Genomic DNA, 25,584 nt, shown 5'->3' on the forward strand with positions numbered 1-25,584 from the left:
CCTCAGGCAACGATCGCCGGATGAGCCTGCACGGGCCCGCCGAGCAACGCGCGATACGACGGCGGCTGCTTGCCGTCGAGATCCGCGATGCCATACTGCAGCGCGGCTTCCGCGCCGACCAGCACCTGGCCCGACAACGTCATGCGCTGCGGATCGGCGTGGATCGCATGAATCACGCGGCCGGTGAAATCCGGGCTTTCGGCGACGAGCGAGAATTCCTTGTAGAGATCCGGATGCTCGTCCCACACGCGCGTCGTGCGCTCGGTGCGCAGCGGGCCCATCCAGATCGATACGGCCGCGACGTCGAACGGTTTCAGGTCGACGGCCATGTCCTTCGCGAACTTGTCGACGCCGGACTTCTGCGCGCCATACGCGGCGCCGTGCATGTAGCAGCTCGCGCCGAACGACGACGTGAACGCGATCAGCCCGCTGCGGCGCTTCGCCATCAGCGGCGCGGCATGCCAGCTCGCGACGTAGGCCGAGCGCAGCCCGACGTCGAGGATGTTCACGAGGTCGAGCGACTTCTCCCAGAACGGGCCCGGCAGGATCAACTGCTCGTGCAGGTAGGTCGCGTTGTTGACGAGGATGTCGAGCCGCCCGCATTCACGCTCGACGCGCTCGAACAGCGCCTTCACCTGCGTGTCGTCCGCGTGGTCGCATGCAACGGCGATGCCGCGGCCGCCGAGCGCGTCGATCTCGCGCGCGGTCTCGTGGATCGTGCCGGGCAGCGGCGCGTCGCCTTCATTCTGCGAGCGGCCCGTCACGTAGACGGTCATGCCGGCCGCGCCGAGCGCGCGCGCGATGCCCTTGCCCGCGCCGCGCGACGCGCCCGTCACGACGGCGACCGGCGCCTCGTGGTTCTGTGTCATGTTCGATGTCTCCTGGGGAATGATCTCAACCGGCGTGGGTCATGCGCGTCGTCACGCGGCGGGCGGCTGCGCGCCGGCGAACAGCACGCCCGGCGCATCGCCGTCGTAGCGCGCGGACAGCGTCGACGTGACGACGCAGCGCGTGGCCGCGATCTTCCATTCGCCGTCGACCTTCCGGTATTCGTCGTCGTAGGTCGCGCCGAGCTGCGTGAGCGTGCGCGCATTGGTGTCGAGCATCTGGTAATGCAGGCCCCACGTGCCGCGCGCATGCGTGTCGTCGAGCACGGTGATGTCGGGATTCACGCCGTGGTGCATCTCGACGACGTGCGGGTGGCAGCCGAGCCGCTCGAACACGTCGACGAGCGCGTCGCGATGGTCGAACGCGCCGATCCGGCCGTAGTCGATGGGCACGGTGCCGGGCGCGAAGCAGTCGCGCATGCCTTGCGGATCCTTCCGGTCGCAGCACGTGAAGTAGCGGGCTTTCAGGCGGCGGATCGCGTCGGCGTCCTCGAGCCTGCGCACGCGCGCTTCCATTCGTTCGATCGGGGTCATGCCGTCTCCTTGATCTCGTGTACGCGGATCGAAGCCGCGTCGACGCCACGTTACAGGCGCACGAGATGCCGGCCATCACCTGTTTGGATGAACCCGACGGTCGGTATCGGCGGAGGTGAACGCGGCCGTCGCGGCGTTCGTCCGAACAGACGATGTGACGCAGGCGGCTTCGTTCCTACCATCGAACGACACCACCACGAGATACGGCGATGGACGAGACGACCCGCACGCTCTACGAGTACGAGCAGATCCGCCAGCTGAAGTACCGGTATTTCCGCGCGATCGACACGCACGACTGGTCACTGCTCGAACAATGCCTGACCGAGGACTGCGAAGTGCGGCTGCAAGGGGGCCGGCATGCGTACGACGACCGCGACGCGTTCGTGTCGAGCCTGCGCGCGCTGATCGGCAAGCCGACCTTCCTGACGATGCATCACGGCCATCACCCCGAGCTCACGCTGGTGTCCGCCGATCACGCATGCGGCGTGTGGTTTCTCGAGGATCACGCGATCAATCTCGAGGACGACTACCTGGTGCACGGCACCGCGTTCTACGACGACCAGTACGTGAAGCGCGACGGCATGTGGCGCATTCACGCGACGCGCCACGAGCGGTTGTTCGAAACCGTCACGTCGCCGATTCCACCGTCGTTCACGCTGACCGCGAACCGCTTCGCACCGGGCGCGCACGACGCCGCCCATGCCACCGACTCGACCGACTCGACCGTCAGCGCTTCCTGAAACCCGGCGGCAGCGCCGCCGATCCCGTCATTCCCCCTGGAGCCCAAGCAATGGAGAAAGTCATTTACGTGTTGTGGCGCGATGCGCAGGTCGCGCCCGAGCCGTGGAGCCGCAACGTGCGTGCGCAGCTCGCCGACAGGCTGCTGTCGCTCGGCGCGCACGGCGTTCAGGTGAACGTTGCCGACGCCGATGTCGCGCCAGCCGCCGGCCTGAAGCAGACCAACACGCACCCGGGCATCGACGGGATCGTCGCGGTGTGGGTCGACAGCGCGAACCCGATGTTCCGCCAGCCGTTCGACGACGCGGTGCGCGCGGTCGTCCCGCACATGGCCGCGTATCTCGTCACCGAGTCGCAGCCGATTCCGAACACGCGCTTTCCGGCGCGGCCCGGCGAGCGCACGCGCGGCTTCTCGCAGCTCGCGCTCCTGAAGCGCCCGCCGCGTCTCACGCACGAAGCGTGGCTCGACGTGTGGCACGGCCATCACACGCGCGTCGCGATCGATACGCAGGACAACTTCCTGTACGTGCAGAACGTGGTCGTGCGCGCGCTCACGCATACGGCGCCGGGCTACGACGCGATCGTCGAGGAATGCTTCCCGGCCGCGGCGATGACCGATCCGTACGCGTTCTTCGATGCGGTCGGCGACGAGGAGAAGTTTCAGCGCAACGTCGCGGAGATGATGGACAGCTGCGGACGCTTCATCGATTTCGACAAGATCGACGTGGTGCCGACGAGCCAGTACGTCGTGAAGGCGGTGCGTGGATAACGCGCGGCGATCGCGCGGATAAAAAAACGCCAACCCGCAACGGGTTGGCGTTTTGCATCGATTGCGACGGCGCTCAGAACTGGTTCATCGTGTTGTCCTTGCCCGCCGCCTTCAGCGCTGCGTCGCCGCTGAAGTATTCCTTGTGGTCGTCGCCGATATCCGAGCCGGACATGTTCTGGTGCTTGACGCACGCGATGCCCTGACGGATTTCCTTGCGCTGCACGCCGGCCACGTAACCGAGCATGCCCTGGTCGCCGAAGTATTCCTTCGCGAGGTTGTCGGTCGACAGCGCGGCCGTGTGGTACGTCGGCAGCGTGATCAGGTGGTGGAAGATGCCTGCTTCACGCGACGCATCGGCCTGGAACGTACGGATCTTCTCGTCGGCGAGCTTGGCCAGTTCGGTCTCGTCGTACTCGACGCTCATCAGCTGCGCCCGGTCGTATGCCGACACGTCCTTGCCCGCTGCCTTCATCGCGTCATATGCCTGCTGACGGAAGTTCAGCGTCCAGTTGAACGACGGGCTGTTGTTGTACACCAGCTTCGCGTTCGGGATGACCTTGCGGATTTCGCTGACCATGCCGCCGATCTGCGCGATGTGCGGCTTTTCGGTTTCGATCCACAGCAGGTCGGCGCCGTTCTGCAGCGACGTGATGCAATCGAGCACGCAACGAGCTTCGCCCGTGCCGGCGCGGAACTGGAACAGGTTGCTCGGCAGGCGCTTCGGACGCAGCAGCTTGCCGTCGCGCTTGATGATGACGTCACCGTTGCCCAGCTGGTCGGCCGACAGTTCCTCGCAGTCGAGGAACGCGTTGTACTGGTCGCCCAGGTCGCCCGGCGCGTTCGTCACGGCGATCTGCTTGGTCAGGCCGGCGCCGAGCGAGTCGGTACGGGCGACGATGATGCCGTCGTCCACGCCCAGTTCCAGGAACGCGTAGCGGATCGCGCGGATCTTCGCGAGGAAGTCCTCGTGCGGCACGGTGACCTTGCCGTCCTGGTGGCCGCACTGCTTCTCGTCGGACACCTGGTTCTCGATCTGGATGCAGCATGCACCCGCTTCGATGAACTGCTTGGCCAGCAGGTAGGTCGCTTCCGCGTTGCCGAAGCCGGCGTCGATGTCGGCGATGATCGGCACGACGTGCGTCACGTGGTTGTCGATCTTCTGCTGGATCGCGGCCTTGGCAGCGGCGTCCTTGGCGGCGTCCAGCTCCCGGAACAGGCCGCCGAGTTCACGGGCGTCGGCCTGGCGCAGGAACGTGTACAGCTCGCGGATCAGCGCGCTGACCGAGGTCTTTTCGTGCATCGACTGGTCCGGCAGCGGGCCGAACTCCGAGCGCAGTGCGGCGACCATCCAGCCCGACAGGTACAGGTAGCGGCGTTCGGTACTGTTGAAGTGCTTCTTGATGGAGATCATCTTCTGCTGGCCGATGAAGCCGTGCCAGCAACCCAGCGACTGCGTGTACTTGGCCGGGTCGGCATCGTACGCGGCCATGTCGGCGCGCATGATCTTCGCGGTGTACTTCGCGATATCCAGGCCCGTCTTGAACTTGTTCTGGGCACGCATGCGAGCGGCATACTCGGGGCTGATGGCGTTCCACGCGCTGCCGTGGTTTTCCTTCAAGCCAGCCACTGCCTTGATGTCGTCTTGATATTGGGACATGTCAATCTCCTGGGAACGAAGCGCATTTGAGTAAAGGGTTCAGCGTGCCCGCTCCGTGTGACGAAGCGAACTGCATGGACTCAATAGTAACGCCGCGCAATGCACTGCCGAATAACTCTTATATAAGACATAAGATATAAATTTCTCTTGTTTTTCAATGAGATAAGCAGCCCGTTTTGCGATGCAAAACAGGTTTTCAAGCGGCGGGAAGGCGACGCGGCGGGAATTCTCCGCGCATTCCGCGATATGAAAAGCCCTTTCGGCAGTTGGTGGGAGGACAGGCACGGCGATCCATGCTTCGGGCTTTTGCCACGCGCATGACAAAACGTCTATACTTGGACAATCCATCGACGGCGAACCGACAGGCGCCGTCCCCGCGTACCGCGATGCGCCCTCTCCCGCCCGGATCGACATGAGCGACTACCCCGTTTTCGACGCGCTGTGCGCGCTGCTGAATACTTCCGGCGCGCGGTTCCGCGTGCTGGATCACCCGGCCGAAGGCAAATCCGACGTGATCGCCGCGATTCGCGGCACGCGTCCGGAACAGGGCGCGAAGGCGATGCTCTGCACGTTCAAGGACGGCGGCGACGCCACCGCGCTCGCGGTGATCCCCGGTCACCTGAAGATCGATTTCCGCAAGGTTGCCGACGCCGTTGGCCGCCGCAAGGCGACGCTCGCGCCGCCCGAACTCGCCGCCACGATCACGCGCTGCGTGATGGGCGCCGTGCCGCCGTTCGTGTTCGACGCGAACGTGACGCTCGTGGTCGATCCCGCGCTGATCGAACTCAACGACGAAATCGCGTTCAACGCGGGCCGCCTCGACCGCTCGGTCGTGCTCGACGCATCCGACTACGTGCGGATCGCCCGCCCGCTGCTGGCCGACATCACGCGGCCGGCAACGACCGATGCGCCCACGCTCCAGGCCAGCGCATGACCACGCCCCGCCCCAAGCCGCAGCCGGAACAGGCGTCGCTGATCGAGCAGGTGCTGCGCATCGCCGAAGGACTCGGCGCGATGTTCGCGCCGTTCACCGAGGTCGTCGTGCACGACCTGCGCACGCCGGAGCACGCGATCCTCGCGATCCACAACAACCTGTCGGGCCGCGCGATCGGCGATCCGGCGACCGAACTCGGGCTCGCCCGCATCGACGACGCCGACTTCCCGCAGGTGCTCGCGAACTACGCGAACCGCTTCGCCGACGGCCGCACCGCGAAAAGCACGTCGATCGGCATCAAGGATTCGAGCGGCCGCTATGTGGCCGCGCTGTGCCTGAACGCGGACGTCACGCTGTTCCGCGGCTTCCAGGGGATGCTGAACCAGTTCTGCAGCACCGAAGGCGCGCCGGTCGCCGAAACGCTCGACCCGGCCGGCGCGGACGCGATCCGGCAGCGCATCGACGCATTCGCGACGCGCCTCGCGACCACGCCGCGCGAGTTGAAGACCGACCAGCGCCGCGAACTGATGCAGATGCTGAAGGCGGACGGCTTCCTCGAGGTGCGCCGCGCGATGGAAATCGTGTCGCAGCACCTCGGCGTATCGCGCGCCACGGTATACAACGATGCGAAATGATGCGTGAGGCGGACGCGCGCCGCTGGCGCGCCCCGCCGACCTGTTGACTGACTCTTCCGACGAGCGACTCATGACCACCCCGACCCTCCCCACCTATGACGACGTCGCGGCCGCCGCGGCACGGCTCGACGGCCACGCGCACCGCACGCCCGTGATGACGTCGCGGACGATCGACGAAGCGCTCGGCGCGCAGGTGTTCTTCAAGTGCGAGAACCTGCAGCGCATGGGCGCATTCAAGTTCCGCGGCGCGTTCAACGCGCTGTCGCGCTTCGACGCGACGCAGCGCCGCCACGGCGTCGTCGCGTTCTCGTCCGGCAACCATGCGCAGGCGATCGCGCTGTCGGCGCGCATCCTCGGCATCCCGGCCACGATCGTGATGCCGCAGGACGCGCCGGCCGCGAAGCTGGCCGCGACGCGCGGCTACGGCGGCAACGTCGTGACCTACGACCGCTATACCGAGGACCGCGAGCAGATTGGCCGCGCGCTCGCGGAACAGCACGGGCTCACGCTGGTTCCGCCGTATGATCACGCGGACGTGATCGCGGGCCAGGGCACGGCGGCGAAGGAGCTGTTCGACGAAGTCGGGCCGCTCGACGCGGTGTTCACGCCGCTCGGCGGCGGCGGCCTGCTGTCGGGCACGGCGCTCGCGACGCGCGCGCTGTCGCCGCAAGCGAAGCTGTACGGCGTCGAGCCGGAAGCCGGCAACGACGGCCAGCAATCGTTCCGGTCGGGGTCGATCGTGCATATCGACACGCCGCGCACGATCGCCGACGGCGCGCAGACGCAGCACCTCGGCAACCTGACGTTCCCGATCCTGCGGCGCGACGTCGACGACATCCTGACCGCGACCGACGCCGAGCTGGTCGACTGCATGCGCTTCTTCGCGACCCGTATGAAGATTGTCGTCGAGCCGACCGGCTGCCTGTCGTTCGCGGCCGCGCGCCGGATGAAGGACGAGCTGAAAGGCAAGCGCGTCGGCATCGTGATCAGCGGCGGCAACGTCGATCTCGAGACTTTCTGCGCGCTGGTATCCGCATCCGCATGACCGTCGCGACGCGCGGATGACCGACATGAACATCCTGTCATCCGCGCGCCGTCGCTCCTTCACGGCGCGTTAAGTTTCGCGCCCTAGACTGATTACGTTGTCCCGCAGTCAGTCGTGAAGAAGGAGTCACCATGAACACGCACGCGATCGTCGCCGCCGCCCTCGCGGCAGCCTCCCTCTCGGCGTTCGCTCAACCGGGCGCGACGTCATCCGGTTTTCCCGCCACGTCGCCGCACGACCCGGTCGCGCAGGCCGCCCACCGTTCGCCCGCCGCGCTGCCGCATGCCGGCTTCGTGCTCGCGAAGATCGATCAGAACAATACGCCGCCCGATCGTGGCGGCGACCCGAGCGGCCGCACACACCGCGGCACGCATATGTAACGCCGCGTGAGCCGGCCGCGTCGGTCGGCCGGCCCGCATCGCGACCTCACAACGACGGCAGCGACGGATCGCGCGCGGCCAGGATGTCGGCGGTGCGCCGCTGCAGCGCGCCGTCGATCGTCTCCGGCTGCGGAATCAGCCAGTAGCGTCCGTCGCGAATGCCGTCGAACACCCGCGCGGCGAATGCGTCGGGCGTAAGCCCGTGCGCGTTCAGCATCGCGCGCATCGTGTCGACGAAGCCCTGCACCTCGGGCCGGTCGTGCGCGGCGCCGAACGGGTCGCTGAAGATGCCCGTCCGCACCGGGCCGGGCGCGAGCAGCGATACGCCGACCGGCGCGCCGAGCATCTTCAGCTCGCAGTACAGCGATTCGGTCAGCGCGACCACCGCGAATTTCGTCGCCGAGTAAGGCGACATCAACGGGCTCGGCAGGAACCCGCCGACCGACGCGGTATTGACGATGCGCGCCGGCAGGTTGCGTTCGAGCATCCGCGGCAGGAAACTGCGGATCCCGTTCATCACGCCGTGCACGTTGATCGCGAAACTGCGCTCGAACCGTTCCGGCGTGATTTCCCAGCTGAAGCCGGTCGCCATCACGCCCGCGTTGTTGAACAGCAGGTCGACGCCGCCGAAGCGCCGCCATGCGGCGTCGGCCAGCGCGTCGACGGCTTCCGCACGGCTGACGTCGGTCGGCACGCACAGCACGTCGGTGTCGAGCGTCGCGGCGAACGCGTCGAGCGCCGCCGGGTCGAGGTCGGCCAGCACCACGCGCATGCCGAGCGCCGCGGCTTGGCGCGCGAGCCCGCTGCCGATGCCGCTGGCCGCGCCGGTGATCACGGCGGTGCCGCCGTCGAAGCGAATCGAATTCGTCATGTCAGTGTCCTGCCGGGTCGATGTGGGGATGCGCATAGGCGGGAATCACGGGCGGCGGCAACGGCGTGCGGCCGTCGAGCGAGCGCACCGCGAGCCCCTGCGACAGCGGGAAATGCAGGCTGTGCGTGACGAGGCCCGTGCGCTCGCGCGCCGGCAGGCTGCACAGCGCGAGCGCGGTTTCCGCGAGATACGCGACGTCTTCGGTCGGATAGCCTGCGGGGATGTAGCGGGCCGCGCCCGGCGTGCGGATCGCGGTGCTCGGCGCGACCAGGTTCACCGCGATGCCGTCGGCTTCGAGTTCGGCCGCGAGCCCTTGCGTGAAGCGCGACAACGCGGCCTTGACCGCCGCATAGACGGTCGCGCCGCCCGCGCGCGAGAAATCGTCGAACGGCCGCAGCGGCGCGAGCGCGGTAACCGAGCCGACGTTCACGATCCAGCCGGCGCCGCGCGCGCGCATCAGCGGAATCGCAGCCTGGCTCAGCGTGAACGGGATGCGCAGATAATGCTCGATCGTCGTGTCGAACATCGCCATCGGCATCGCGTCGACGCACGCGTAGTCGGCCACGCCCGCATTGTTCACGAGGATGTCGAGGCCGCCGGCCGCCTGCGCCGCTCGCGCGACGAGCGCGTCGCGCTCGACCGGGTTCGACAGGTCGGCCGCGAGCGCGATCGCGCGGCCGCCCGCCTGTTCGATCAGCGCGACCGTTTCGGCGAGCGTGCCGGCCGTCGTTGCCGAGTGCGCGAGGCTGCGCGCCGTCACGACGACGGTCGCGCATTCGGACGCGAGGCGCTGCGCGATCGCGCGGCCGATGCCGCGGCTCGCGCCGGTCACGAGCGCGCATTTGCCCGCGAGCGTCGCGGTACGGGTGTCGGTCATGATGTCTCCGGTGAAGGTGATGTTGCGTGCGGACCGCTCGGCGTCACGCCGCGATATTCGCAACATGCAGCACGAACTTGGTTTTCGCGTCGCCCGTTTGAACGAGGTCGAGCGCGCGCGCCGCCTGTTCGAGCGGGAAACTGTCGAAGCGCGGCACGCGCAGCGCGCGCCGGCCGAGCCGTTCCGCGATCGACGCGAGCTTGGCGCCGCTCGGCATCCGGCTGTACGTCATCGCGGTGCGCAGGCCGCGCCGCGCGGCTTCGGTGCTCGTCGCGGCCAGCCGCTGCGCATCGCCGGCCGCGAGCGTCATGATGTTCACGAGCGTGCCGCCCGGTGCCAGCAGGTCGAGTGCGGCGGGCAGCGTGTCGCCGCCGACCGCATCGAGCACGAGATCGACGCCGCCGGGCGCCCACGCCCGCACGGCCGCCGCGATGTCCGGTGCGCGATAGTCGATGCTCGCCGCCGCGCCGAGCGATTCGACGCTCGCGCGGTTGCGCGCCGAGCACGTCGCGGCGACCCGTGCGCCCGCCTGCACGGCAAGCTGGATCGCGAACGTGCCGACCGCGCCCGCGCCGCCGTGCACGAGCACCGTTTGCCCCGCACGCAACCCGCCGTCGTCGAACAGGCCGGCCCACGCGGCCAGCGCGGGCGTCGGCGTGGCCGCCGCTTCCGCGAAGCTGACCGCGTCGGGCAGGCGCACGACCGAGTCGTGCCGCACCGCGACGTATTCGGCATACGCGCCCCAGCGCCCCGCGCCGACGTCGGTCTGTGCGAACACGCGCATCCCCGGCGCGAAACCCTCGACGCCGTCGCCGACCGCCTCCACCACACCGGCCGCATCGAACCCGATCACGAACGGAAACGTCATCTGCATGAACGCGCCGAGATAGCCCTCGCGGCATTTCCAGTCGGCGGGATTGACGCCCGCGCAGGCGACGCGGATCAGCACGTCGCCGGGGCCGGGCGTCGGTGCGGGAACGTCGGCCAGTCGCAGCGCGTCGGAATGGCCGACGCGGTCGATCAGCAAGGCTCGCATGGTGGTGTCTCCAGTGTTGTCGTTTGCATTGCGGTGGGTCGCGTGCGCGCCGCGCGTCACGCCGCCGTGTCGGCCAGCAGGCTCGACGCGAGCGGACAGAACGCGTGCGAGATCGCATCGACCGTCCAGTCGGGGCTTTCGGCGTCGAAGCGGCGGTCGACCCAGCCCCAGTGATACGGATGCAGCAGGTATTCGCCGAGCAGATCGCCGACGTGCGCGAATTCCTGCTGCCACACGTGAGTCCACGCGCCCGGCGTGACGATCCGGCTCAGCCGCCAGTTGCGAATGCCGGGCATGAACGCGGGCATGCGCAGCAGTTCGCGCTCGAGATCGAGCACCTGTGCTTCATCGGCCTCCGGCCGCATACGCAGCATCAGCGTGCGCCATACGCCGTCGCGCAGCGCCGGTTCGCGCAGGCCGCCGCCGATCGCGCGGCAGGCGGCGCCGTCGATCCGCACGACGCCCGGCACCGGGGCCAGCGCGGTGACGTCCAGCGCTCGATCGGTCACCCGCTCGTCGCGCAGCACGTCGAGCGTGTAATCGCCCGCGCCCCAGCAGCCGTCGAGATTGCGCGCGAGCACCACGCGGGTCGCGCCGGGCAGCGCCTGCGCGGCGTCGCGCAATGCGCGCTCGATCGCACCGGCATCGTCGGTCGCCGAAACGAATACCTGCGCCGTGTCATGCCGCATGGTCGACCTCCGTCAGTGCGGGCAGCGATGCGTCGGCGTCGGTCATCACATGGCGGCGGCGCGCGTCGCACAGCACGTCGACGGCCATCCAGAATGCGACCACGTCGCCATCGGTCAGCGCGCGCATCCGGTAGTACGACGGCGCATCGGCGACCTGCCACGTCAGCCACAGCGTGCTCGGCTGCCCCGGCACCGCGACGGGCGGCGACACCCAGCGGCCGGCCGCCGTCAGTCCGCGCGCCGCGTGGCCCGGCAAATAGCGGTCGCGCAGCAGTGCCAGCACGTCGGGAATGCGCTCGGGCGCGAGGGTGATTTCGTCTACGATCTGGATCATTCGCGGGTCGTCCCGGATGGTTCGTGGCGGAATGCGGTACCGGCCGCCTACGCCGTTCCGGCGAGGCCGGAAGCGGCCGGCGTGGATAGCATTCTTGCGTGGCGGCGGTCGGCCAACCCCTACCGGGCCGCTCACCAACCCCTGTCGCAACGCTCAGATCGGGAAACGTATGAAACAGCGCGTATTGCCGGCACGCGGCCGCGTGCTGCCGGGCCTCGGCGCCCGCCTGCTCGACGAGCTGGCACGCAGCGGCGCGCCGCCGGCGCAACGGCCTGCGACGCCTGCCGTTGCTGCTGCCCCGCCGACGACACCCGGCGGCTTCGTCGCGCTGTACCGCGACGCGATCGAGCGGCTCGAAGCGCAGGTCGCGCGCGGCGACGGCCATCCGCCGATGCGCAAGCAGGAAGTCGACCTGATGTGCCGCTGCCTGCTCAGTTGCGCGACGCTCGCCGACGCGATCCGCTGCGCCGCCGAGTTCTGCGAGATGCTCACGCCGCGCGCCGGCGTGCTGTCGCTCGCGGTGCGCGACGGCCGTGCGACGTTCCGGATGGATTCGCTGCGCCGCACGCGCAGCCCGGCCGCATGCCTTGTCGACCTGACGGGGCTGTTCTGCTATCTGCAGCTGTTCGGCTGGCTGATCGGGCAACCGCTGCGGCCGGACGCAGTCTGGCTCGGCCATCCGCGTCGCGACGACGCGATGCCGCTGCTCGGGCTGTTCAACGCGCCGGTCGACGTCGGCCGCAAGACCTACGGCTTCGCGTTCGACGCGGCGCGGCTCGATGCCCGCGTGATCCGGCAGCCGGGCGAACTCGCCGCGTTCCTCGTGGATTTCCCGTTTCGTCTGATCGATGCCGCGCCGGCCGTCATGTCATGGACGCAGCAGGTGCGCGGCTTTCTCGACGCGGCACTCGCGCGCGAGCAGGCGCTGCCCGCGCTCGCGGAGCTGGCGGCGTGGCTCGGCGTCAGCGAGGCGACGTTGCGGCGGCGGCTGGCCGCCGAAGGCAGCGGCTATCACGCGTTGCGCGAACAGTGCCTGGCCGACGCCGCGCGGCGCTGCCTGCGCGAGTCGGACTGGCCGGTCGCGCGGATCGCCACGCATCTCGGGTTCGGCGGCGAGGAAGCGTTTCGGCGGGCGTTCGTGCGATGGACGGGTATCGCGCCGAGCCGGTTCCGGCGCGAGTGCAGTGCTGCCAATGCCCCGTTTCATCAGACGTAAAGCGGTTCGACTGCCTCGGAAGAAAGGTTTTGGAAAGCATTCGGCGAACACTGACGTTTTTTCGCATCCCTGCACACCTCGATAATTGACGCGCCGGAGCGCTCGCCATTACGCTTGCGCGCTGATGGTTCCCGGAGACGGGATCAAAAGGGAACGCAGGAGAGGCAGTGCCTCGAATCTGCGGCTGCCCCCGCAACTGTGAGCGGCGAATTCGCACCACCCCACGCCACTGGGAAACCGGGAAGGCCGGTGCGAATAGCGACCCGCAAGCCAGGAGACCTGCCATCGACCCGAGGTCCAGGCAGCCGCACCGGGCGGGGTGTCCCGATGCGCCAGCACCGCCTTTGGCGGTCGCCCCGTTGCATGGACGACCCGACCTCAGGACCCTTCAGATGTCCCGTCTTTCCGCCTCCGCTTCCACGCCGGAAGTGTCGCGCCGTTGCGCCGCCCGTCCGCGCGGCGTGTCCGTACACGTGTGCCGCGCCCTGTCGTCTGGCACATGCGATGACGACACGCGCGACCACCGCCCACGCTGTCCGGTCTCGCGATAGACCACCAATAACCCGGCGGTATGCACCGCCACCGGCTTACGCTCGCCGTACCCGCAACACGATCACGCTCGCCGCCTCATGAATCTTCGCCATCTTCTCGCCACGTCCGCCGCCACCGCGCTGCTCTCCCCGATCGCCCACGCCGCCGGCGACACGGCGCTCGCGCAGCCGCCCCAACCCGCCGAAGGCGCCGACCTGCCGACGATCAGCGTGACCGACACGCGGCACCTGCCCGAGTCGTTCGACCAGCGTTATGCGACGACGCAGGTGCTCACGCGCGCCGACCTCGACCGGCTGTCGCCGAGCGACCCGAGCATCACGCAGGCGCTCGCGACGCTGCCGGGCGTGACCGTCTCGCAGAACGGCGGCCCAGGCTCGTCCGCGTCCGTCAGCATCCGCGGCTCGTCGGCCAGCCAGGTCGCGGTGTTCATCGACGGCGTCCGGATCGGCTCGCCGACCACCGGCATCGCGCCGTGGGCCGACCTGCCGACCGAAGCGTTCGAGCGCGTCGAGGTGATCTCGGGGCCGGCCGCCGCGTCGTTCGGCGCGAACGCGATGGGCGGCGTCGTGCAACTGTTCACGCGCCGCGCCGCGGGCCAGCCGAACCAGACCACCGTGTCATTCGGTGGCGGCTCGAACAAGACCTTCGACACGCAGTTGCGCACGTCGGGCACCGTGCCGTCGACGGGGCCGCTGGCCACGCTCGGCGGCCTCACCTACACGCTCGGCCTGCACGACTACAACACGGCCGGCATCGACGCGACGCGGCCCGTGTTGCCGTACCACGAGGACGGCCGCAATCCGTATCACGCGCAGGATCTCGATGCGCGCCTCGGCTATGCGCGCGACAACTGGTCGATCTCGACGTTCGCGCTGTACCACCGCTCCGACCTGTCCTTCGACAACGCCGGCTTTGCGAACCGCGAGCTCGATCATCAGCTGACGACCGGCATCGCGTTCCATCTCGACATCTCGCCCGACACGCAATTCGACCAGTCGTTCGGTTATGCGAACGACCGCCAGTTCCTGTATGCGAGCGACCCGACCCTCCCGACCGACCAGATCAACTCGCAGCGCATCAGTTCGTCGACGTCGCTGACCCATCAGGCGCACGGCTTCCATCTGTTCGGCCTGCCGCTGTCGGGCGAGACGAAGATCGCGTACGACTTCACGCGCGAACAGGCGTTCCTGCCGGTCGACGTGCCGGACGGCGTGCCGACGCGCAACGATTCCGCGTTCTCGCTGCATCAGTCGGCCACGCTCGGAAGCGTGACGATGTTCGTCGCCGGCCGCCACGAGATCATCGCCGGGAAGGCCGTGAACACCGGCAACGCCGCGCTGTCGTGGGCCATTACGCCGGTCTATACGGCGCGCGTGTCGTACGGCAATGCGTTCCGCCTGCCGTCGTTCAACGACCTGTACTACCCCGGTTACGGCAACCCGAATCTGAATCCGGAACGCAGCGATTCGGTCGAGGCCGCGCTCGACGCGAACACCGCGTACGGCACGTTCAGCGCCGCGCTCTACGACACGCGCGTCAACAACCTGATCGCGTACAACCCCGCGACGTTCTCGCCGATGAACATCGGCCGCGCGCATATCCGCGGCATCGACCTGTCGTACAAGGGCACGATCGGCCGCTCGACGCCGGTCAGCGTCGCGATCGGGATCCTGAATCCGCAGGACGAGACCAACGACAGCTGGCTCAACCGCCGGCCGCGCCAGACCGTCAGCGTGAACGTCGACCACACGTGGGACGAGCTGCACCTGCACGCGCTGAGCACGGGGGCGACGCTGAGCTACGGCGGCACGACGTTCGACGATCCGGCCAACGCCACGTATCTGCCGTCCTACCTGACCGTGAACCTGCGCGCGTCGTACAAGATCAATGCGCACCTGACGGTGTCGGCGACGCTGTCGAACCTGTTCGACCGTCAGTACATGACCGCGTACGGCTACAACACGCTCGGCCGTACCGCGTTCGGCAAGGTCAGCTATACGTTCTGATCGGGGTGGTCGGTGCATCGGCGCCTGCGGTCGCGGGCGTCGATGCGAACGGGTATCCGCGTGGCGAATGCCGCCGTCCGCGAGCGAGCGCGTTCGGTCGCACCACGTTTCGCGTCACGCCCCCACGACGCCGCGCACGCCCGCCATCAACTGGATCGCGCCGAACACCGCGATCACGACGGCGGACACGCGCGACAGCCCGTGCATGAACGTCAGCGACATCTTCGTGCGCAATGCGGCCGTCGCGCTGCTCAGGCACAGCCACCACGTCGCGGAACCCAGGAACACGCCGGCGACCATCAGCGCCACAGTCGGCCCCATCGCGCCTTCATGCGTGCGTCCCAGCGGCCCGAGCGCCGCGAAGATCCCGACGAACGACAGGATCGTCATCGGGTTCGACAGCGTGAGGCCGAAGGTCGTCAGGAAATCGCGCAGCACGGTCGTGCGCGGTAAATCGCGCCGTGCCGCCGGCGCGGCCGGCGCCTGCCGCGCGATGGTCCAGGCCAGCCACACGAGGAACGCGCCGCCGCCGATTTTCAGCGCGACGGTCAGCATCGGGAACGCGGTGACGATGCCGGCGACGCCCAGCGCGCCGAGCAGCCCGTAGAGCGCATCGGCGCACGCGGCGCCGATGCCCGTCGCGAACCCCGCAGGAAAGCCGCGGCTCAGGCTGCGCTGGATGCACAGCATGCCGATCGGGCCGACCGGCACCGCGATCGACAACCCCATCACGACGGACTTGATGAACAGCATGGCCGGCTCCTTGCGACATCCGATGACATCAAATGGCATCGTAGGGAAAATCCGGTCGCCGCTGAAGGCGGTTTTTAAGGAAAAATGGCCGCTTCACCTTAAAAACTCCGCCGCGATGGACGAACTCGACTGGAAGGTACTCGCGCTGCTGCAGGCCAACGGCCGCATCAGCTACACGGAGCTGGCGCGCCAGGTTCACCTGTCGGTGCCGGCGGTGACGGAACGCGTGAAGCGCCTCGAATCGGCCGGCGTGATCGACGGCTACACGGCGCGGGTCAATCCGGCCGCGGCCGGCTACCCGGTGAGCGCGCTGATCGGCATCACGGTGCCGCAGCCGGCGAAGGCGAAATTCCTGAAGCTGCTGGAGACGATTCCCGAGGTGGTCGAATGCCATCACGTGACCGGCGCGGATTCCTACGTGATGCGGTTCGTCGCGGTCAGCATGGCGCACCTCGAGCAACTGATCGAGCGCATCAACCTGTATGGCGAAACGCGCACGTCGATCGTGATGTCGACGCCGCTGCCGGCGCGCGGGCTCGCGCGTCCGGTTGCGCCGAACAAAGGCATGCGGGGGTGACAGGATGCCTCGCGTTGCGCGATGGTTGCGTGAACTGCCGGCGAATCGGTGTAGCGCGCAGCACGTCAGTCGACGCCGCGGTTTTCCTGCGCGTTGTCAGACACGCGGCTTCAGTGCGCCGCACGGCGGAAACGTCGTCCCCCCCAAAGGCATCCGTCCCAGCGAGCATCCGCGATGCTCCCCCCAATACGCCAAGATCTGGCGACAACTTGAGCGACTGGCACTCGACTTCGACAGCTACGACTGCATAAAAGTTGAGATTCGATACTCTGCATCTTCCGATTTCTGGCAATCATCAGGCCAATAAGCTGTAGAATCGACCGGTCCGGTATGTCAAACCAATGACAATAAGTGGGGCAAATATAATAAAGGGACGGAACATGAGTGCGCAGGATATTGTGAGGGCAATTCGGGGCGGCCTGATCCAGAATGAGAGACTGGTCAAGCTCGACACACCGCTTGGCCCGGATGTATTGTTGCCGCAACGTGTTGCGGGATGGTCGCGGATTGGCCGACATTTTGAGTTCACGCTCGATGTTCAGTCGACTGACAGCAATATCAAGTTGAAGCAACTGATTGGTCAGCCCGTCACCCTCTGGCTTCAGCAGACCAATCGGTCCTACCTTCCCCGCCACGGTTATGTTTATTCGGTCAGGCGGCTAGGTTCGGAAGGCGGATTGACCAGTTATCAGATTCGCTTTGCGTCGTGGATGAATTTCCTTAAATTCCGCCGCGACCAGCACATCTGGCAGGACAAAACAATCGATCAAATCCTGACCGACGTTTTCAACGCGCATTCCCAAGCCAAAGGTCAGTTCGATTTCGCGATTTCGAGGCCACTCGAACCACGTTCGTACTGCACGCAATACGAAGACGACTGGACCTTTGTTCATCGGCTGATGGAAGTTGAAGGTCTTTTCGGTATCTGGAAACAAGCCGAGGACGGCAAGTCACACACGCTGACGATCACCGACCGGCTGGACGTGTGTGAACCGCTCGCGCCACAGGTGGTAACGTTCTCGCGCGACGGCATGAACAGCGAGGTCGACGCGTTGCTGCACTGGTCGGGTATGCGAAGCCTGCATAGTGCGGCACTCGCGACGCGTACGTTCGACTACAAGAGCCCGTCGTCACTCGCCAATCCGAAAGGCACCCATGTGCCAACGCTGTCACACGAATTGCCGGAGGAATTGGAAGTCTACGAATACACAGGTCCCTACACGTACCTGAAGGACGATCGCGGCGAACATCTGACCAGAATCCGTATGGAGGAATGGGAGTCGCGTGCAAAACGGTTCTATGGCACGGGCAGCCTTCGCGGAGTGGATGCCGGACGGTGGTTCGAATTGACCGGCCATCCGGAGCATGATCAGGATTCTGCTGCCAGACGCCAGTTCGTTGTTCTCGAAACGTCCTGGTTGATCGAAAACAATCTTCCAGGGTCAAGCCACCACGCGAATTTACCCGGTAGCCTGCAAAGTAGACTGGCCGATGCAGCGGCCAGTCGCGAAGAAACCGGGGCGGCCCGCGTCGCTCATCCAGACGGCTCCGCGGGTTTTTACTTCATCGAAATCGAAACGCAACGCAAGTCGGTTCCGTTCCGCAGTCCGTTCGAACATCATAAGCCCGTTATGCAAATGCAGACGGCAACCGTCGTGGGGCCGCAGGGTCAGGAAATCTACACCGACGAGTTGGGCCGGGTGAAGGTCCAGTTTCATTGGGATCGGATTGGCCAACGTAACGAGCGCAGTTCATGCTGGGTGCGCGTAGCACAGCCATGGGCGAGTGGCGGCTTCGGCGGCATTCAATTGCCCAGAATCGGCGACGAAGCGGTCGTGTCGTTCCTTGACGGTGATCCGGACAGGCCGATTATCACGGCCCGCGTCGGGAACGGCACAAATCGACCGCAGTGGAACCTGCCTGACCAGCATCCCCTATCGGGCTTCGTCAGTAAGGAAATCGGCGGTGTGCAAAACAACGTCTGGCTGAAGGACGACACGCAAGGACAGGTGCAGACGCAGATACGCAGCGACCACCTCGAGTCAGGCCTCCACGCAGGCTATATCACGCGCGTGAGCGAACCAGCCGGTCGCGGCGAGAAGCGCGGCGAAGGGGTCGAGTTGCGCACCGACGGGAATGCGGCCGTGCGCGGTGCACGCGGGCTGCTACTGACGACCCATCCTCGCCCGGGCGCGACCGGCGATGCGTTCAGCGTCGATGAAGTCAATCTTCAGTTGGCAAACGCTCAAGACACTGCCGCGAGCCTCGCGCAGTCCGCCCAATCGGCGGGGGCTCAGGACGGCGAGCAGAAAGCTGTTGCCGGCACACTGAAAGCGCAAGCGAAAGGCATTCAGGGTGGTGGTACGCTGAAGCAGTTCGATCAGCCGCATCTGGTACTGGCGAGTCCCGCTGGTATCGCCAGCAGTACGCCTGAGCAAATTCACCTGAGCAGTGGCAAAAGCACGTCCATCACAACCGGTGAGCATTTCTCGGTGAGCACGGGCGGGGGTTTCTTCGCGAGCGCGCGCCGAGCGTTGCGCCTCTTTGTCGCCGAAGCAGGCATGCGGCTCGTTGCCGCGGCAGGCGATATCGATGTGAAGGCGCTGAAGGACAGCATCAACCTGCTAGCGAAATTGAACGTGACCGTGACAGCGAACAAAATCACCATCAGCGCCCAGCAGGAAGTAGAAATCAACGGCGGCGGCAGCTACACGCGCTGGACAGCTGGGCAAATCAAGAGCGGCACGTCAGGCGGTTTCGAGGTGCACTCGGCCACACGAACGCTTACCGGACCGGACAGCGTTAGCACACCGGATATTCCCGCGTTACCCCCCGAAAAGGAGCAACTGCACTTCGCATTGGGTGCGTTGCCTGGAGAGGCACATCAGTACGTAAGCGAACCATACGATCTGTACAAGGGTGGTGCAAAAATCGGCCAAGGGGTGACAGACGAATTCGGACGTGTCGTGGTGAAAGACCATGAGCCCGGCACGCCGGCCTATCAGGTCAAACTTGCCAACGGGGGACAGTTTGACCTGAAGGTCAAGGATGTTCTTCAGGGCGATCCCGATCACACCGACCAGCGTACCAACCGTGGCGAACGGCTGGACGGATAACGATATCCTGCCCACTGATAATCAGGACGCGCACGTGGCCGACTCTATCTTGAAATCCCAAAATCCAGCATCCGTCGCGATTGACGAGCAGTCGCGAGCAGCAAAGTCATCGGCACAATGGTTGCTGGAAACGCGCAGGGATATTGCGCCCATTACCTATGAAAACCACCTCGAATTCCTCGTCTGTGGCGAAGAGGGGTTCGCAAACATTGCGAACGACCTGAAGCTGGCGAAGGGTTCCGTCAACCTCTGCTGTTGGGGTTTCGACCCGGGCATGGAGCTCATCCGTGACAAAGGCAAAGCCACATGGCCGCGCGGACAGACATATGGCCAACTGCTTGAAGAGGTCGCAAACAAGGGCGTCACTGTGCGATTAATGGTCTGGTACCAAGAAACTGCGTCGGCCAAGCAGAACAACGTTCCGGGCTACTCCGACACAGGGCACAACCCGTTTACCAATCCGGCCGCCTTTGTCGTCGGCACATCCAAATCCCCTTACGACAGCAAGGATCGCCAGAAATACTGCATCGACTGGTGGAAGACGCATCGTCCCAAGGGGAATTGCAGCGGAAAGAATAAAAACTTGCAGGTGACATTCCGCTCCGTCGATTCAGCGGACGCCGCTCACGCGCTGTCCGACGAGGAGTTCAAACCGCAAGACGGCATTTTGCCGACCAATGAACGTCCTCTCATGACGGACTATCCCACCCATCATCAGAAGCCGATCGTGATCGACTACGACTACAACAACGGCTACAAAGCGGTCGGCTATGTGATGGGTCTCAACTCCGTGACCGACTACTGGGACACGACGACGCATGCCATCGACGACCCTCTCCGGGAACGCCTGGCGGGCAAAACACTGGAGGCGGAACAGGCTCACGAGGAGGCAACGCTGGAGCAGCCACCGACAAAGGGCTACAAACATGTCCGCCCCTATCAGGACTATGCGTGCCGCCTGTTCGGCCCGGCGTTGAAGCGCGTGTACGACAACTTTGCACTGGACTGGAATCACTACGCCCCTGACACGCACCGGATGCCGGAGCTTACGGCGATACCGAGCAATATTCAGAAGGCACCTGGAAACGCCAACCATGCAGTGCAGATCGTTCGTACCCATCCTCGGGATAAGGATAAGACAATCAAGGAACTTTACATTCACGCGAGTTCCTGGGCACGCAACTATATCTATATGGAGAATCAGTATTTCTTCTATCCGACCTTCGCTCAAAAACTGAAAGCGATACGAGAAGATCACTGGAAGGCCTGGGCTGAAAAGTCCGGACGGCCAAGCAGCGAGATGGGAATCTTGTATATGTTCATCGTCATCCCGCATCCGGAGGACGATGGAATGATTCCCCGCACGTACGACATGCTGACCGAGTTCGGCGCGAGCGATCCGACCACGAATAATCCGGCAATGTCGAATCAGCGAAACTACGACAAGGAAAACCGTCGGCCTCAAGACTATCCCGATGCGAAGACTGTTTCGTACAAACGCGACACGGGGGTGGGCCCAGTCTCTTCGGAGATCAAGGTTCTCGATCACCCCAGCGTGCAGGAATTGGCGTCTACATACGGAATCAAGGTCAGTATTGCCCGACTGCGTGCAAGCGGACCGATCCCCGGTCATGATATGGCCTACCGTGAAATCTACATTCACTCGAAGCTGATGATCATCGACGATGTATTTATTACGGTCGGAAGCGCGAACATGAACCAGCGCAGCATGACGGCGGATAGCGAGATCAACATTGGCGCGACCGGATTGGATTATGCCGCCCCATTGCGGGAAAGAATATTCAAGCTGCACTCGGGCGGCGACATCACGGGTAGCGGGGACTTTAAAGAAATTCCTTCAATGTTCAAGCGATGGGTTGCACGTATGGACAACAACCGCGACGTCTGGAAAGCAGGAAGATCGGCTCTCAAAGGTTTTCTACTGCCTTTCGAAGATCATCGCGCTACTGGCACGATGCACGCCTCTACGACCATTCCGACGACGTCAGACACATCGGCCCTTACCTGAGATGAATCGATCCAACGCGAAACGCATCGGCCTCGTTCTGCGACTTCTATGCGCCAGCCTCTGCGTGCTGGCAGCTGATTCGCAGGCCAGCCCTCTTACAGCCCAGACCAGCAAGCTGAGTGCATCCATGTCCGACCTGCCACGTTACGAAAAACTGCCGTTGTTCAGCCCGCATCGCAAGACCTTCACGTGCGTGTATCAGGATCAGCACCTACCGCCTGTCGATCCTCAGGCAGAACTGTGGTTCCAACAGGCACTGGCGCTTGATAACCCGAACATTGACTACGAAAAACGAGATTACGCGAAGATTTACCAGCTCTACACGCAGGCCGCCGAGCGCAACCACTGGAAAGCCATGCTCAATATCGCCTCGCTGATATTGAGCGATCGTCAGGGGGTGCCAACCCATGATCCAGAAACCGCTATCCGCTGGGTTGAAAAGGCGATGAAACTAGGCGTGCCTGACGCCTACGACATGATGGGAATCTACCATCAGAATGGCCTGGTGAAAGGTGGCGATGCCACCAGCGCCTATGCCTTCTTCCAGCGCGCTGCCGATATGGGCAGTCCATCCGCACAAACTTTCATCGGGACAAAGACGGATGCCGCATATGATGATCCGGGTGGCGAATTCTGGGGTAATTTGCCTATCGCGACACAAATGCTGGAATGTGCTTTCGCTCAAGGATATGGAAATGCTGCGAAAGAGTTAGGACATGTCTATGCGAGACCACAAACTACTGAAGCGAAACTGCGCGCGCTTCGTGTTCTTCATCAAGGTGTCAAGCTAGGTTCTGCTGAATGTGCCAATAAGCTGTTTACCGAATTCGATGGTATGGATCTTACCGACGGCACCAACCTGGTCGGCCATATCGACAAGGCACGTGCTGATCGTTACAGCAAACTGGGGGATGCGCTCGAGTTCTATCAGGGTCGCCTGAAATTGCCGAATCTCGACAAGGTGCTTCCATTGCCCCCCGCATCGTTACCGAAATGGGACGGCAAAGTGCAGACATTGATCGACGGCGCAAAAGCCGTGACTCCGCCCCCCAAACCGCAGAAGAGTGTGACGCTGCAAAGCGAAGCTCATGCCCTGCCCCCGCAGAGGTACGATTTTCTGAAGCATATGATTGAAACCGGGCTGCTGCGCGAAGTCCCCGAGCCCGAGTCGCCAGTCCGGTGCAACGGTCAGCAGCGTTGCCCGCTAACGGGAATATGGGAAAGTCGCGTGGCAGCAGAGCACCCGCTGGCAACGCTTTATAACCGGTGGGATCGTCAAGCGTTCGTCGAGAAAGGCCAGGCATTTCCGCATGACGGAGAAAGTTTCATCGATGTCGCCATGACGGATGTGCAATGGACGTACCTCGGCAGTCCGAATGCCGAAACCGGCATGCCCGGCATCTATGCAATTGGTATGTAAACACACGGGGTCGCCACGCTGTCGCACACACGAGGAAAATACAATTGGTTCGTCAGGTCATTGTGGTGGGTGATACGCTCGCGCCGCACGGCGGCACCGTCACGACAGGTTCGAATGCCGATGTGGTAGACGGCAAGCCGATTGCCCGCAAAGGCGATACGGTCGAATGCCAGGAGCACGGAACGCAGACGATCGCTGAGGGCGACGCGAACGGTATGATCGATGGCGCTCCGGTTGCGTTGCATGGACATCATGCGACATGCGGCTGCACGTTGGTCAGCCGCTCAACCACCGTGTCGTGGTCCTGAGCGGACAGGAACGCCGCCCCTCGGAACAGTCGCCTAGAGGGAAGGCGTGGCCGGCACCGGCGCATACGGTCGCGGGGTGCCGCCGCTGCCGGTCCGCGGTCGCTTGCGCGACCGTTACTACCGTTGCACGAGCTTCACGATCGTCAGCGTGCCGTTCACGCGTTCGATCCGGACCTTGACCCTGTCGCCCACGTGCAGCGACGCGATCATCGCCGGGTCGCCGGCCTTGAACGCCATCGTCATCGGCGCCATCCCGACGTTCTCGAGCGCGCCGTGCTTCAGCGTCACCATCCCGTGCGCGGCATCGATTCGTTTCACTTCGGCATCGGTCAGCACCGAATCCGGCGCCGCCGTCTTCATGTCACCCATGTTCATGTCGGACATGCCGCCGGCCGCACGCACCGGCGTCGCAACGACGGCCATCGCACCAAGGACGGCGATGGCGATGCAACGGATCCTCATCGAGCATCTCCCGGGCGCAGCGGATGACCAATGCACCTCGCTACACCAGCAACGTCGCGACCGCCCACGCGATCAGCACCGCACCCAGCACGCGGCCGACGTACTCGCCGCCCGGCAGCACCTTTTCGACCAGCACGAACAGCGACAATGCGGCGATCCACACGACGTTCATCACGCCGCCGACGAACAGCAGCGCCATCAGCAGCCAGCAACAGCCCACGCAATACGCGCCGTGGCGCACGCCGAGCATGAAGCTGCCCGTGATTCCCGGGCGCCAGTACGTCGCGAGAAACCGGACCGGCGACCGGCATTGCCGCAGGCACGCCTGTTTCAGCGGCGAGAACTGATAGACGCCTGCCAGCGCGAGGACGATCGCGGACAGCACCGCGCTCTTCGACCACAGCATCATCCCGGAGATCAGGCCGGCAGGCTGCAGCAGCCTCTGCAGCACGGCCGCGCCGACCGAGAACACGAACCATACGGCCAGATAACCGGCCAGCAGGCAAGTCGACGTGAATGCCGACCCGGCACCGTCCTGTTCGCGATGCCGCAGCACGCTCCGGTACAGCAGCACGAGCGGCGCCGCGCCGGGCGTCATCATCGCGATCATCATCACCCACCACATCAGGATCACGGTCGCCAGCGACGGATCCATGACGCCCATGCCACCGGCCAGCCGATGCGGGAACAGCGCGACCGCCGTCATGTCCAGCGCCGACATGCCGGTGCCGGCCCCGGTCCACAGGTAGGCCCAGCACGCGCAGACGAGCGCGGCCATGCCGAGCAGCGTGACGACGCGCTCGCGCCCGAGAAAATCGCCGACGGGGATCATGCCGCGACGCGATGCCGGATCAGCCCGTGGTTGTTCATGTGCAGCCGCGCGAACTGCGCGTAGCTCCGCTCGAGATCCAGCTCGATGTGACCGCGCGACCGGCCGGTACCGGAACCGATCTCGGCCAGCTCGTATTCGAAGCCGTGCGGCAGGTCGATCCGCACGCGATGTTCCGCGCCCGTCACCTGATTGCGGATCGGTTCGCCCACGACGTCGAACACGCCCTCGACGCTGATCCGGCCGCGCCGCGCATCGACATCGACGTCGAAATCGATCTTCGCGAAGATCGGCTCGTATGCCTGCTCGAGCGTCGACGCGAATACCGCGAACATGGTCGCGAATGGATCGGTATCCTGACCGGTCATGATCTTCAGCACGGCCTCGCACTGCGCGGGACTGGCCCGCTCGTCGACGATCGGCTGGCACCGGCCGTGGCCTTCGTGAATCGGCCCGGGCCACTGGAACACGACCGCGATCCGGACACCGTCGAGCACCACGTCGCCGTAGTGACCGCTATCGATCGAAATCGCGCCCATCGCTTCGCAGTTGCCGTGCGTCGGCAACGAATTGAACTGGCAGGGGCAACCGTATGAGCAATTGCAGTTCATCAGCTCGGTTCCCTGAATCTCCCACGGCGTCATGGCTTCACCTCGCACATTTGGTAACACATGTCACGCTTCGAAATCTAGTGCACCCCACAGGGGAAAGCAAAGTGCGCACGAGGCGCGCGAACGCGCGGGAAAACGCCGCCAGCGCGACGTGCAGCGCCGCTGATCCGACGAATTCATCGTCGTCGTGCAGTCGCTCCGATGCGGCCTGTTCGGCGCGAAACGGCGCGCTCGATCGAGCGTGGTCGAACCATGTCCGACAAAAGCCGACGGCTCGACCGCGTCATCACAAATGCGGGCATCCCGCATCGATCCGGGT

At 65.1% G+C, this 25,584-nt stretch carries 25 protein-coding genes and 1 riboswitch; of the genes, 13 read left to right on the plus strand and 12 right to left on the minus strand.

Annotation, left to right across the window (positions count from 1 at the left end):
* Positions 1 to 2: 2 nt before the first annotated feature.
* Together DIE06_RS04425 and DIE06_RS04430 are read right to left on the minus strand one after the other, a co-directional pair.
* Positions 3 to 869, minus strand: a complete 867-nt coding sequence (locus DIE06_RS04425) for an SDR family NAD(P)-dependent oxidoreductase (protein WP_124660300.1) — start codon at positions 867 to 869, stop codon at positions 3 to 5.
* A 51-nt stretch (positions 870 to 920) separates the two neighbouring features.
* A complete protein-coding gene (locus DIE06_RS04430; RefSeq protein ID WP_124660301.1) occupies positions 921 to 1,421 on the minus strand; it encodes a nuclear transport factor 2 family protein in 501 nt (166 codons plus the stop codon).
* Between the two features lie 209 nt (positions 1,422 to 1,630).
* On the opposite strand from DIE06_RS04430, the gene DIE06_RS04435 reads away from it, so the two are divergent.
* The gene (locus tag DIE06_RS04435) at positions 1,631 to 2,161 is read left to right on the plus strand and encodes a nuclear transport factor 2 family protein (protein WP_124660302.1); all 531 of its coding nucleotides are present in this window, start codon (positions 1,631 to 1,633) and stop codon (positions 2,159 to 2,161) included.
* Between the two features lie 50 nt (positions 2,162 to 2,211).
* Entirely contained in the window at positions 2,212 to 2,928 is a 717-nt protein-coding gene (locus DIE06_RS04440) for an EthD domain-containing protein (protein ID WP_124660303.1), read from the plus strand.
* Between the two features lie 73 nt (positions 2,929 to 3,001).
* Here the strand turns inward: DIE06_RS04440 and DIE06_RS04445 are convergent, their stop codons facing one another.
* Entirely contained in the window at positions 3,002 to 4,585 is a 1,584-nt protein-coding gene (locus DIE06_RS04445) for an isocitrate lyase (protein ID WP_124660304.1), read from the minus strand.
* A gap of 412 nt (positions 4,586 to 4,997) precedes the next feature.
* Here DIE06_RS04445 and DIE06_RS04450 point away from each other — a divergent pair, with 412 nt between their 5' ends.
* The 4 genes from DIE06_RS04450 (at position 4,998) to DIE06_RS04465 (ending at position 7,579) form a co-directional block, all read left to right on the plus strand.
* Positions 4,998 to 5,519 carry a YbaK/prolyl-tRNA synthetase associated domain-containing protein gene (locus DIE06_RS04450; RefSeq protein WP_124660305.1) on the plus strand — a complete coding sequence of 174 codons (522 nt, stop codon included), beginning with the start codon at positions 4,998 to 5,000 and terminating at the stop codon, positions 5,517 to 5,519.
* Positions 5,516 to 6,154: a transcriptional regulator gene (locus tag DIE06_RS04455; RefSeq protein ID WP_124660306.1), complete on the plus strand. Its 639-nt coding sequence runs from the start codon at positions 5,516 to 5,518 to the stop codon at positions 6,152 to 6,154. Before DIE06_RS04450 ends, DIE06_RS04455 begins: the two co-directional genes overlap by 4 nt.
* A gap of 70 nt (positions 6,155 to 6,224) precedes the next feature.
* Positions 6,225 to 7,199 carry a threo-3-hydroxy-L-aspartate ammonia-lyase gene (locus DIE06_RS04460; protein WP_124660307.1) on the plus strand — a complete coding sequence of 325 codons (975 nt, stop codon included), beginning with the start codon at positions 6,225 to 6,227 and terminating at the stop codon, positions 7,197 to 7,199.
* Positions 7,200 to 7,330: 131 nt separating this feature from the next.
* The gene (locus DIE06_RS04465) at positions 7,331 to 7,579 is read left to right on the plus strand and encodes a hypothetical protein (RefSeq protein WP_124660308.1); all 249 of its coding nucleotides are present in this window, start codon (positions 7,331 to 7,333) and stop codon (positions 7,577 to 7,579) included.
* 46 nt (positions 7,580 to 7,625) lie between these two features.
* Here DIE06_RS04465 and DIE06_RS04470 read toward each other — a convergent pair whose 3' ends face one another.
* The 5 genes from DIE06_RS04470 to DIE06_RS04490 are packed head-to-tail and all read right to left on the minus strand — an operon-like array spanning position 7,626 to position 11,386.
* Positions 7,626 to 8,450 (minus strand): SDR family NAD(P)-dependent oxidoreductase, encoded by an 825-nt coding sequence (locus tag DIE06_RS04470; RefSeq protein ID WP_124660309.1) that lies wholly within the window; start codon positions 8,448 to 8,450, stop codon positions 7,626 to 7,628.
* 1 nt (position 8,451) lies between these two features.
* Positions 8,452 to 9,327, minus strand: a complete 876-nt coding sequence (locus tag DIE06_RS04475; RefSeq protein ID WP_124660310.1) for an SDR family NAD(P)-dependent oxidoreductase — start codon at positions 9,325 to 9,327, stop codon at positions 8,452 to 8,454.
* Between the two features lie 43 nt (positions 9,328 to 9,370).
* Positions 9,371 to 10,363, minus strand: coding sequence for an NADP-dependent oxidoreductase (locus tag DIE06_RS04480; RefSeq protein WP_124660311.1), 993 nt, complete (start codon positions 10,361 to 10,363; stop codon positions 9,371 to 9,373).
* Between the two features lie 56 nt (positions 10,364 to 10,419).
* Positions 10,420 to 11,052 (minus strand): Dabb family protein, encoded by a 633-nt coding sequence (locus DIE06_RS04485; RefSeq protein ID WP_124660312.1) that lies wholly within the window; start codon positions 11,050 to 11,052, stop codon positions 10,420 to 10,422.
* Positions 11,042 to 11,386 (minus strand): hypothetical protein, encoded by a 345-nt coding sequence (locus tag DIE06_RS04490; protein WP_124660313.1) that lies wholly within the window; start codon positions 11,384 to 11,386, stop codon positions 11,042 to 11,044. Before DIE06_RS04490 ends, DIE06_RS04485 begins: the two co-directional genes overlap by 11 nt.
* 169 nt (positions 11,387 to 11,555) lie before the next feature.
* Here DIE06_RS04490 and DIE06_RS04495 point away from each other — a divergent pair, with 169 nt between their 5' ends.
* Together DIE06_RS04495 and DIE06_RS04500 are read left to right on the plus strand one after the other, a co-directional pair.
* Entirely contained in the window at positions 11,556 to 12,602 is a 1,047-nt protein-coding gene (locus DIE06_RS04495) for an AraC family transcriptional regulator (RefSeq protein WP_124660314.1), read from the plus strand.
* Positions 12,603 to 12,710: 108 nt separating this feature from the next.
* Positions 12,711 to 12,904: riboswitch (cobalamin riboswitch) on the plus strand.
* Positions 12,905 to 13,231: 327 nt separating this feature from the next.
* Positions 13,232 to 15,160: a TonB-dependent receptor domain-containing protein gene (locus DIE06_RS04500; RefSeq protein ID WP_124660315.1), complete on the plus strand. Its 1,929-nt coding sequence runs from the start codon at positions 13,232 to 13,234 to the stop codon at positions 15,158 to 15,160.
* Positions 15,161 to 15,274: 114 nt separating this feature from the next.
* Here DIE06_RS04500 and DIE06_RS04505 read toward each other — a convergent pair whose 3' ends face one another.
* Entirely contained in the window at positions 15,275 to 15,913 is a 639-nt protein-coding gene (locus tag DIE06_RS04505; protein ID WP_124660316.1) for a LysE family translocator, read from the minus strand.
* Positions 15,914 to 16,028: 115 nt separating this feature from the next.
* Between DIE06_RS04505 and DIE06_RS04510 the strand changes: the two genes are divergently transcribed.
* From DIE06_RS04510 to DIE06_RS04530, 5 genes are all read left to right on the plus strand, one after another.
* Positions 16,029 to 16,490 (plus strand): Lrp/AsnC family transcriptional regulator, encoded by a 462-nt coding sequence (locus DIE06_RS04510; protein ID WP_124660317.1) that lies wholly within the window; start codon positions 16,029 to 16,031, stop codon positions 16,488 to 16,490.
* 380 nt (positions 16,491 to 16,870) lie between these two features.
* Positions 16,871 to 19,606: a type VI secretion system Vgr family protein gene (locus DIE06_RS04515; protein WP_124660318.1), complete on the plus strand. Its 2,736-nt coding sequence runs from the start codon at positions 16,871 to 16,873 to the stop codon at positions 19,604 to 19,606.
* On the plus strand, positions 19,539 to 21,635 hold the full coding sequence (locus DIE06_RS04520) for a phospholipase D-like domain-containing protein (RefSeq protein ID WP_260433534.1): 2,097 nt from the start codon (positions 19,539 to 19,541) through the stop codon (positions 21,633 to 21,635). Before DIE06_RS04515 ends, DIE06_RS04520 begins: the two co-directional genes overlap by 68 nt.
* 127 nt (positions 21,636 to 21,762) lie before the next feature.
* Positions 21,763 to 23,055 (plus strand): DUF6396 domain-containing protein, encoded by a 1,293-nt coding sequence (locus DIE06_RS04525; protein ID WP_124660419.1) that lies wholly within the window; start codon positions 21,763 to 21,765, stop codon positions 23,053 to 23,055.
* A gap of 44 nt (positions 23,056 to 23,099) precedes the next feature.
* Positions 23,100 to 23,363 (plus strand): PAAR domain-containing protein, encoded by a 264-nt coding sequence (locus tag DIE06_RS04530; protein ID WP_124660319.1) that lies wholly within the window; start codon positions 23,100 to 23,102, stop codon positions 23,361 to 23,363.
* A gap of 117 nt (positions 23,364 to 23,480) precedes the next feature.
* Here the strand turns inward: DIE06_RS04530 and DIE06_RS04535 are convergent, their stop codons facing one another.
* The 3 genes from DIE06_RS04535 to DIE06_RS04545 are packed head-to-tail and all read right to left on the minus strand — an operon-like array spanning position 23,481 to position 25,298.
* Positions 23,481 to 23,825 carry a copper-binding protein gene (locus tag DIE06_RS04535; protein WP_124660320.1) on the minus strand — a complete coding sequence of 115 codons (345 nt, stop codon included), beginning with the start codon at positions 23,823 to 23,825 and terminating at the stop codon, positions 23,481 to 23,483.
* Between the two features lie 40 nt (positions 23,826 to 23,865).
* Complete coding sequence (locus DIE06_RS04540) at positions 23,866 to 24,657, minus strand: DUF2182 domain-containing protein (RefSeq protein WP_124660321.1); 792 nt, start codon at positions 24,655 to 24,657, stop codon at positions 23,866 to 23,868.
* Entirely contained in the window at positions 24,654 to 25,298 is a 645-nt protein-coding gene (locus DIE06_RS04545) for a DUF1326 domain-containing protein (protein ID WP_124660322.1), read from the minus strand. The genes DIE06_RS04540 and DIE06_RS04545 overlap by 4 nt, the downstream gene beginning before the upstream one ends.
* Positions 25,299 to 25,584: the final 286 nt, after the last annotated feature.

It is taken from the genome of Burkholderia sp. Bp8998, from assembly GCF_003854235.1.
In the GTDB taxonomy this organism is placed as follows: Bacteria; Pseudomonadota; Gammaproteobacteria; order Burkholderiales; family Burkholderiaceae; genus Burkholderia.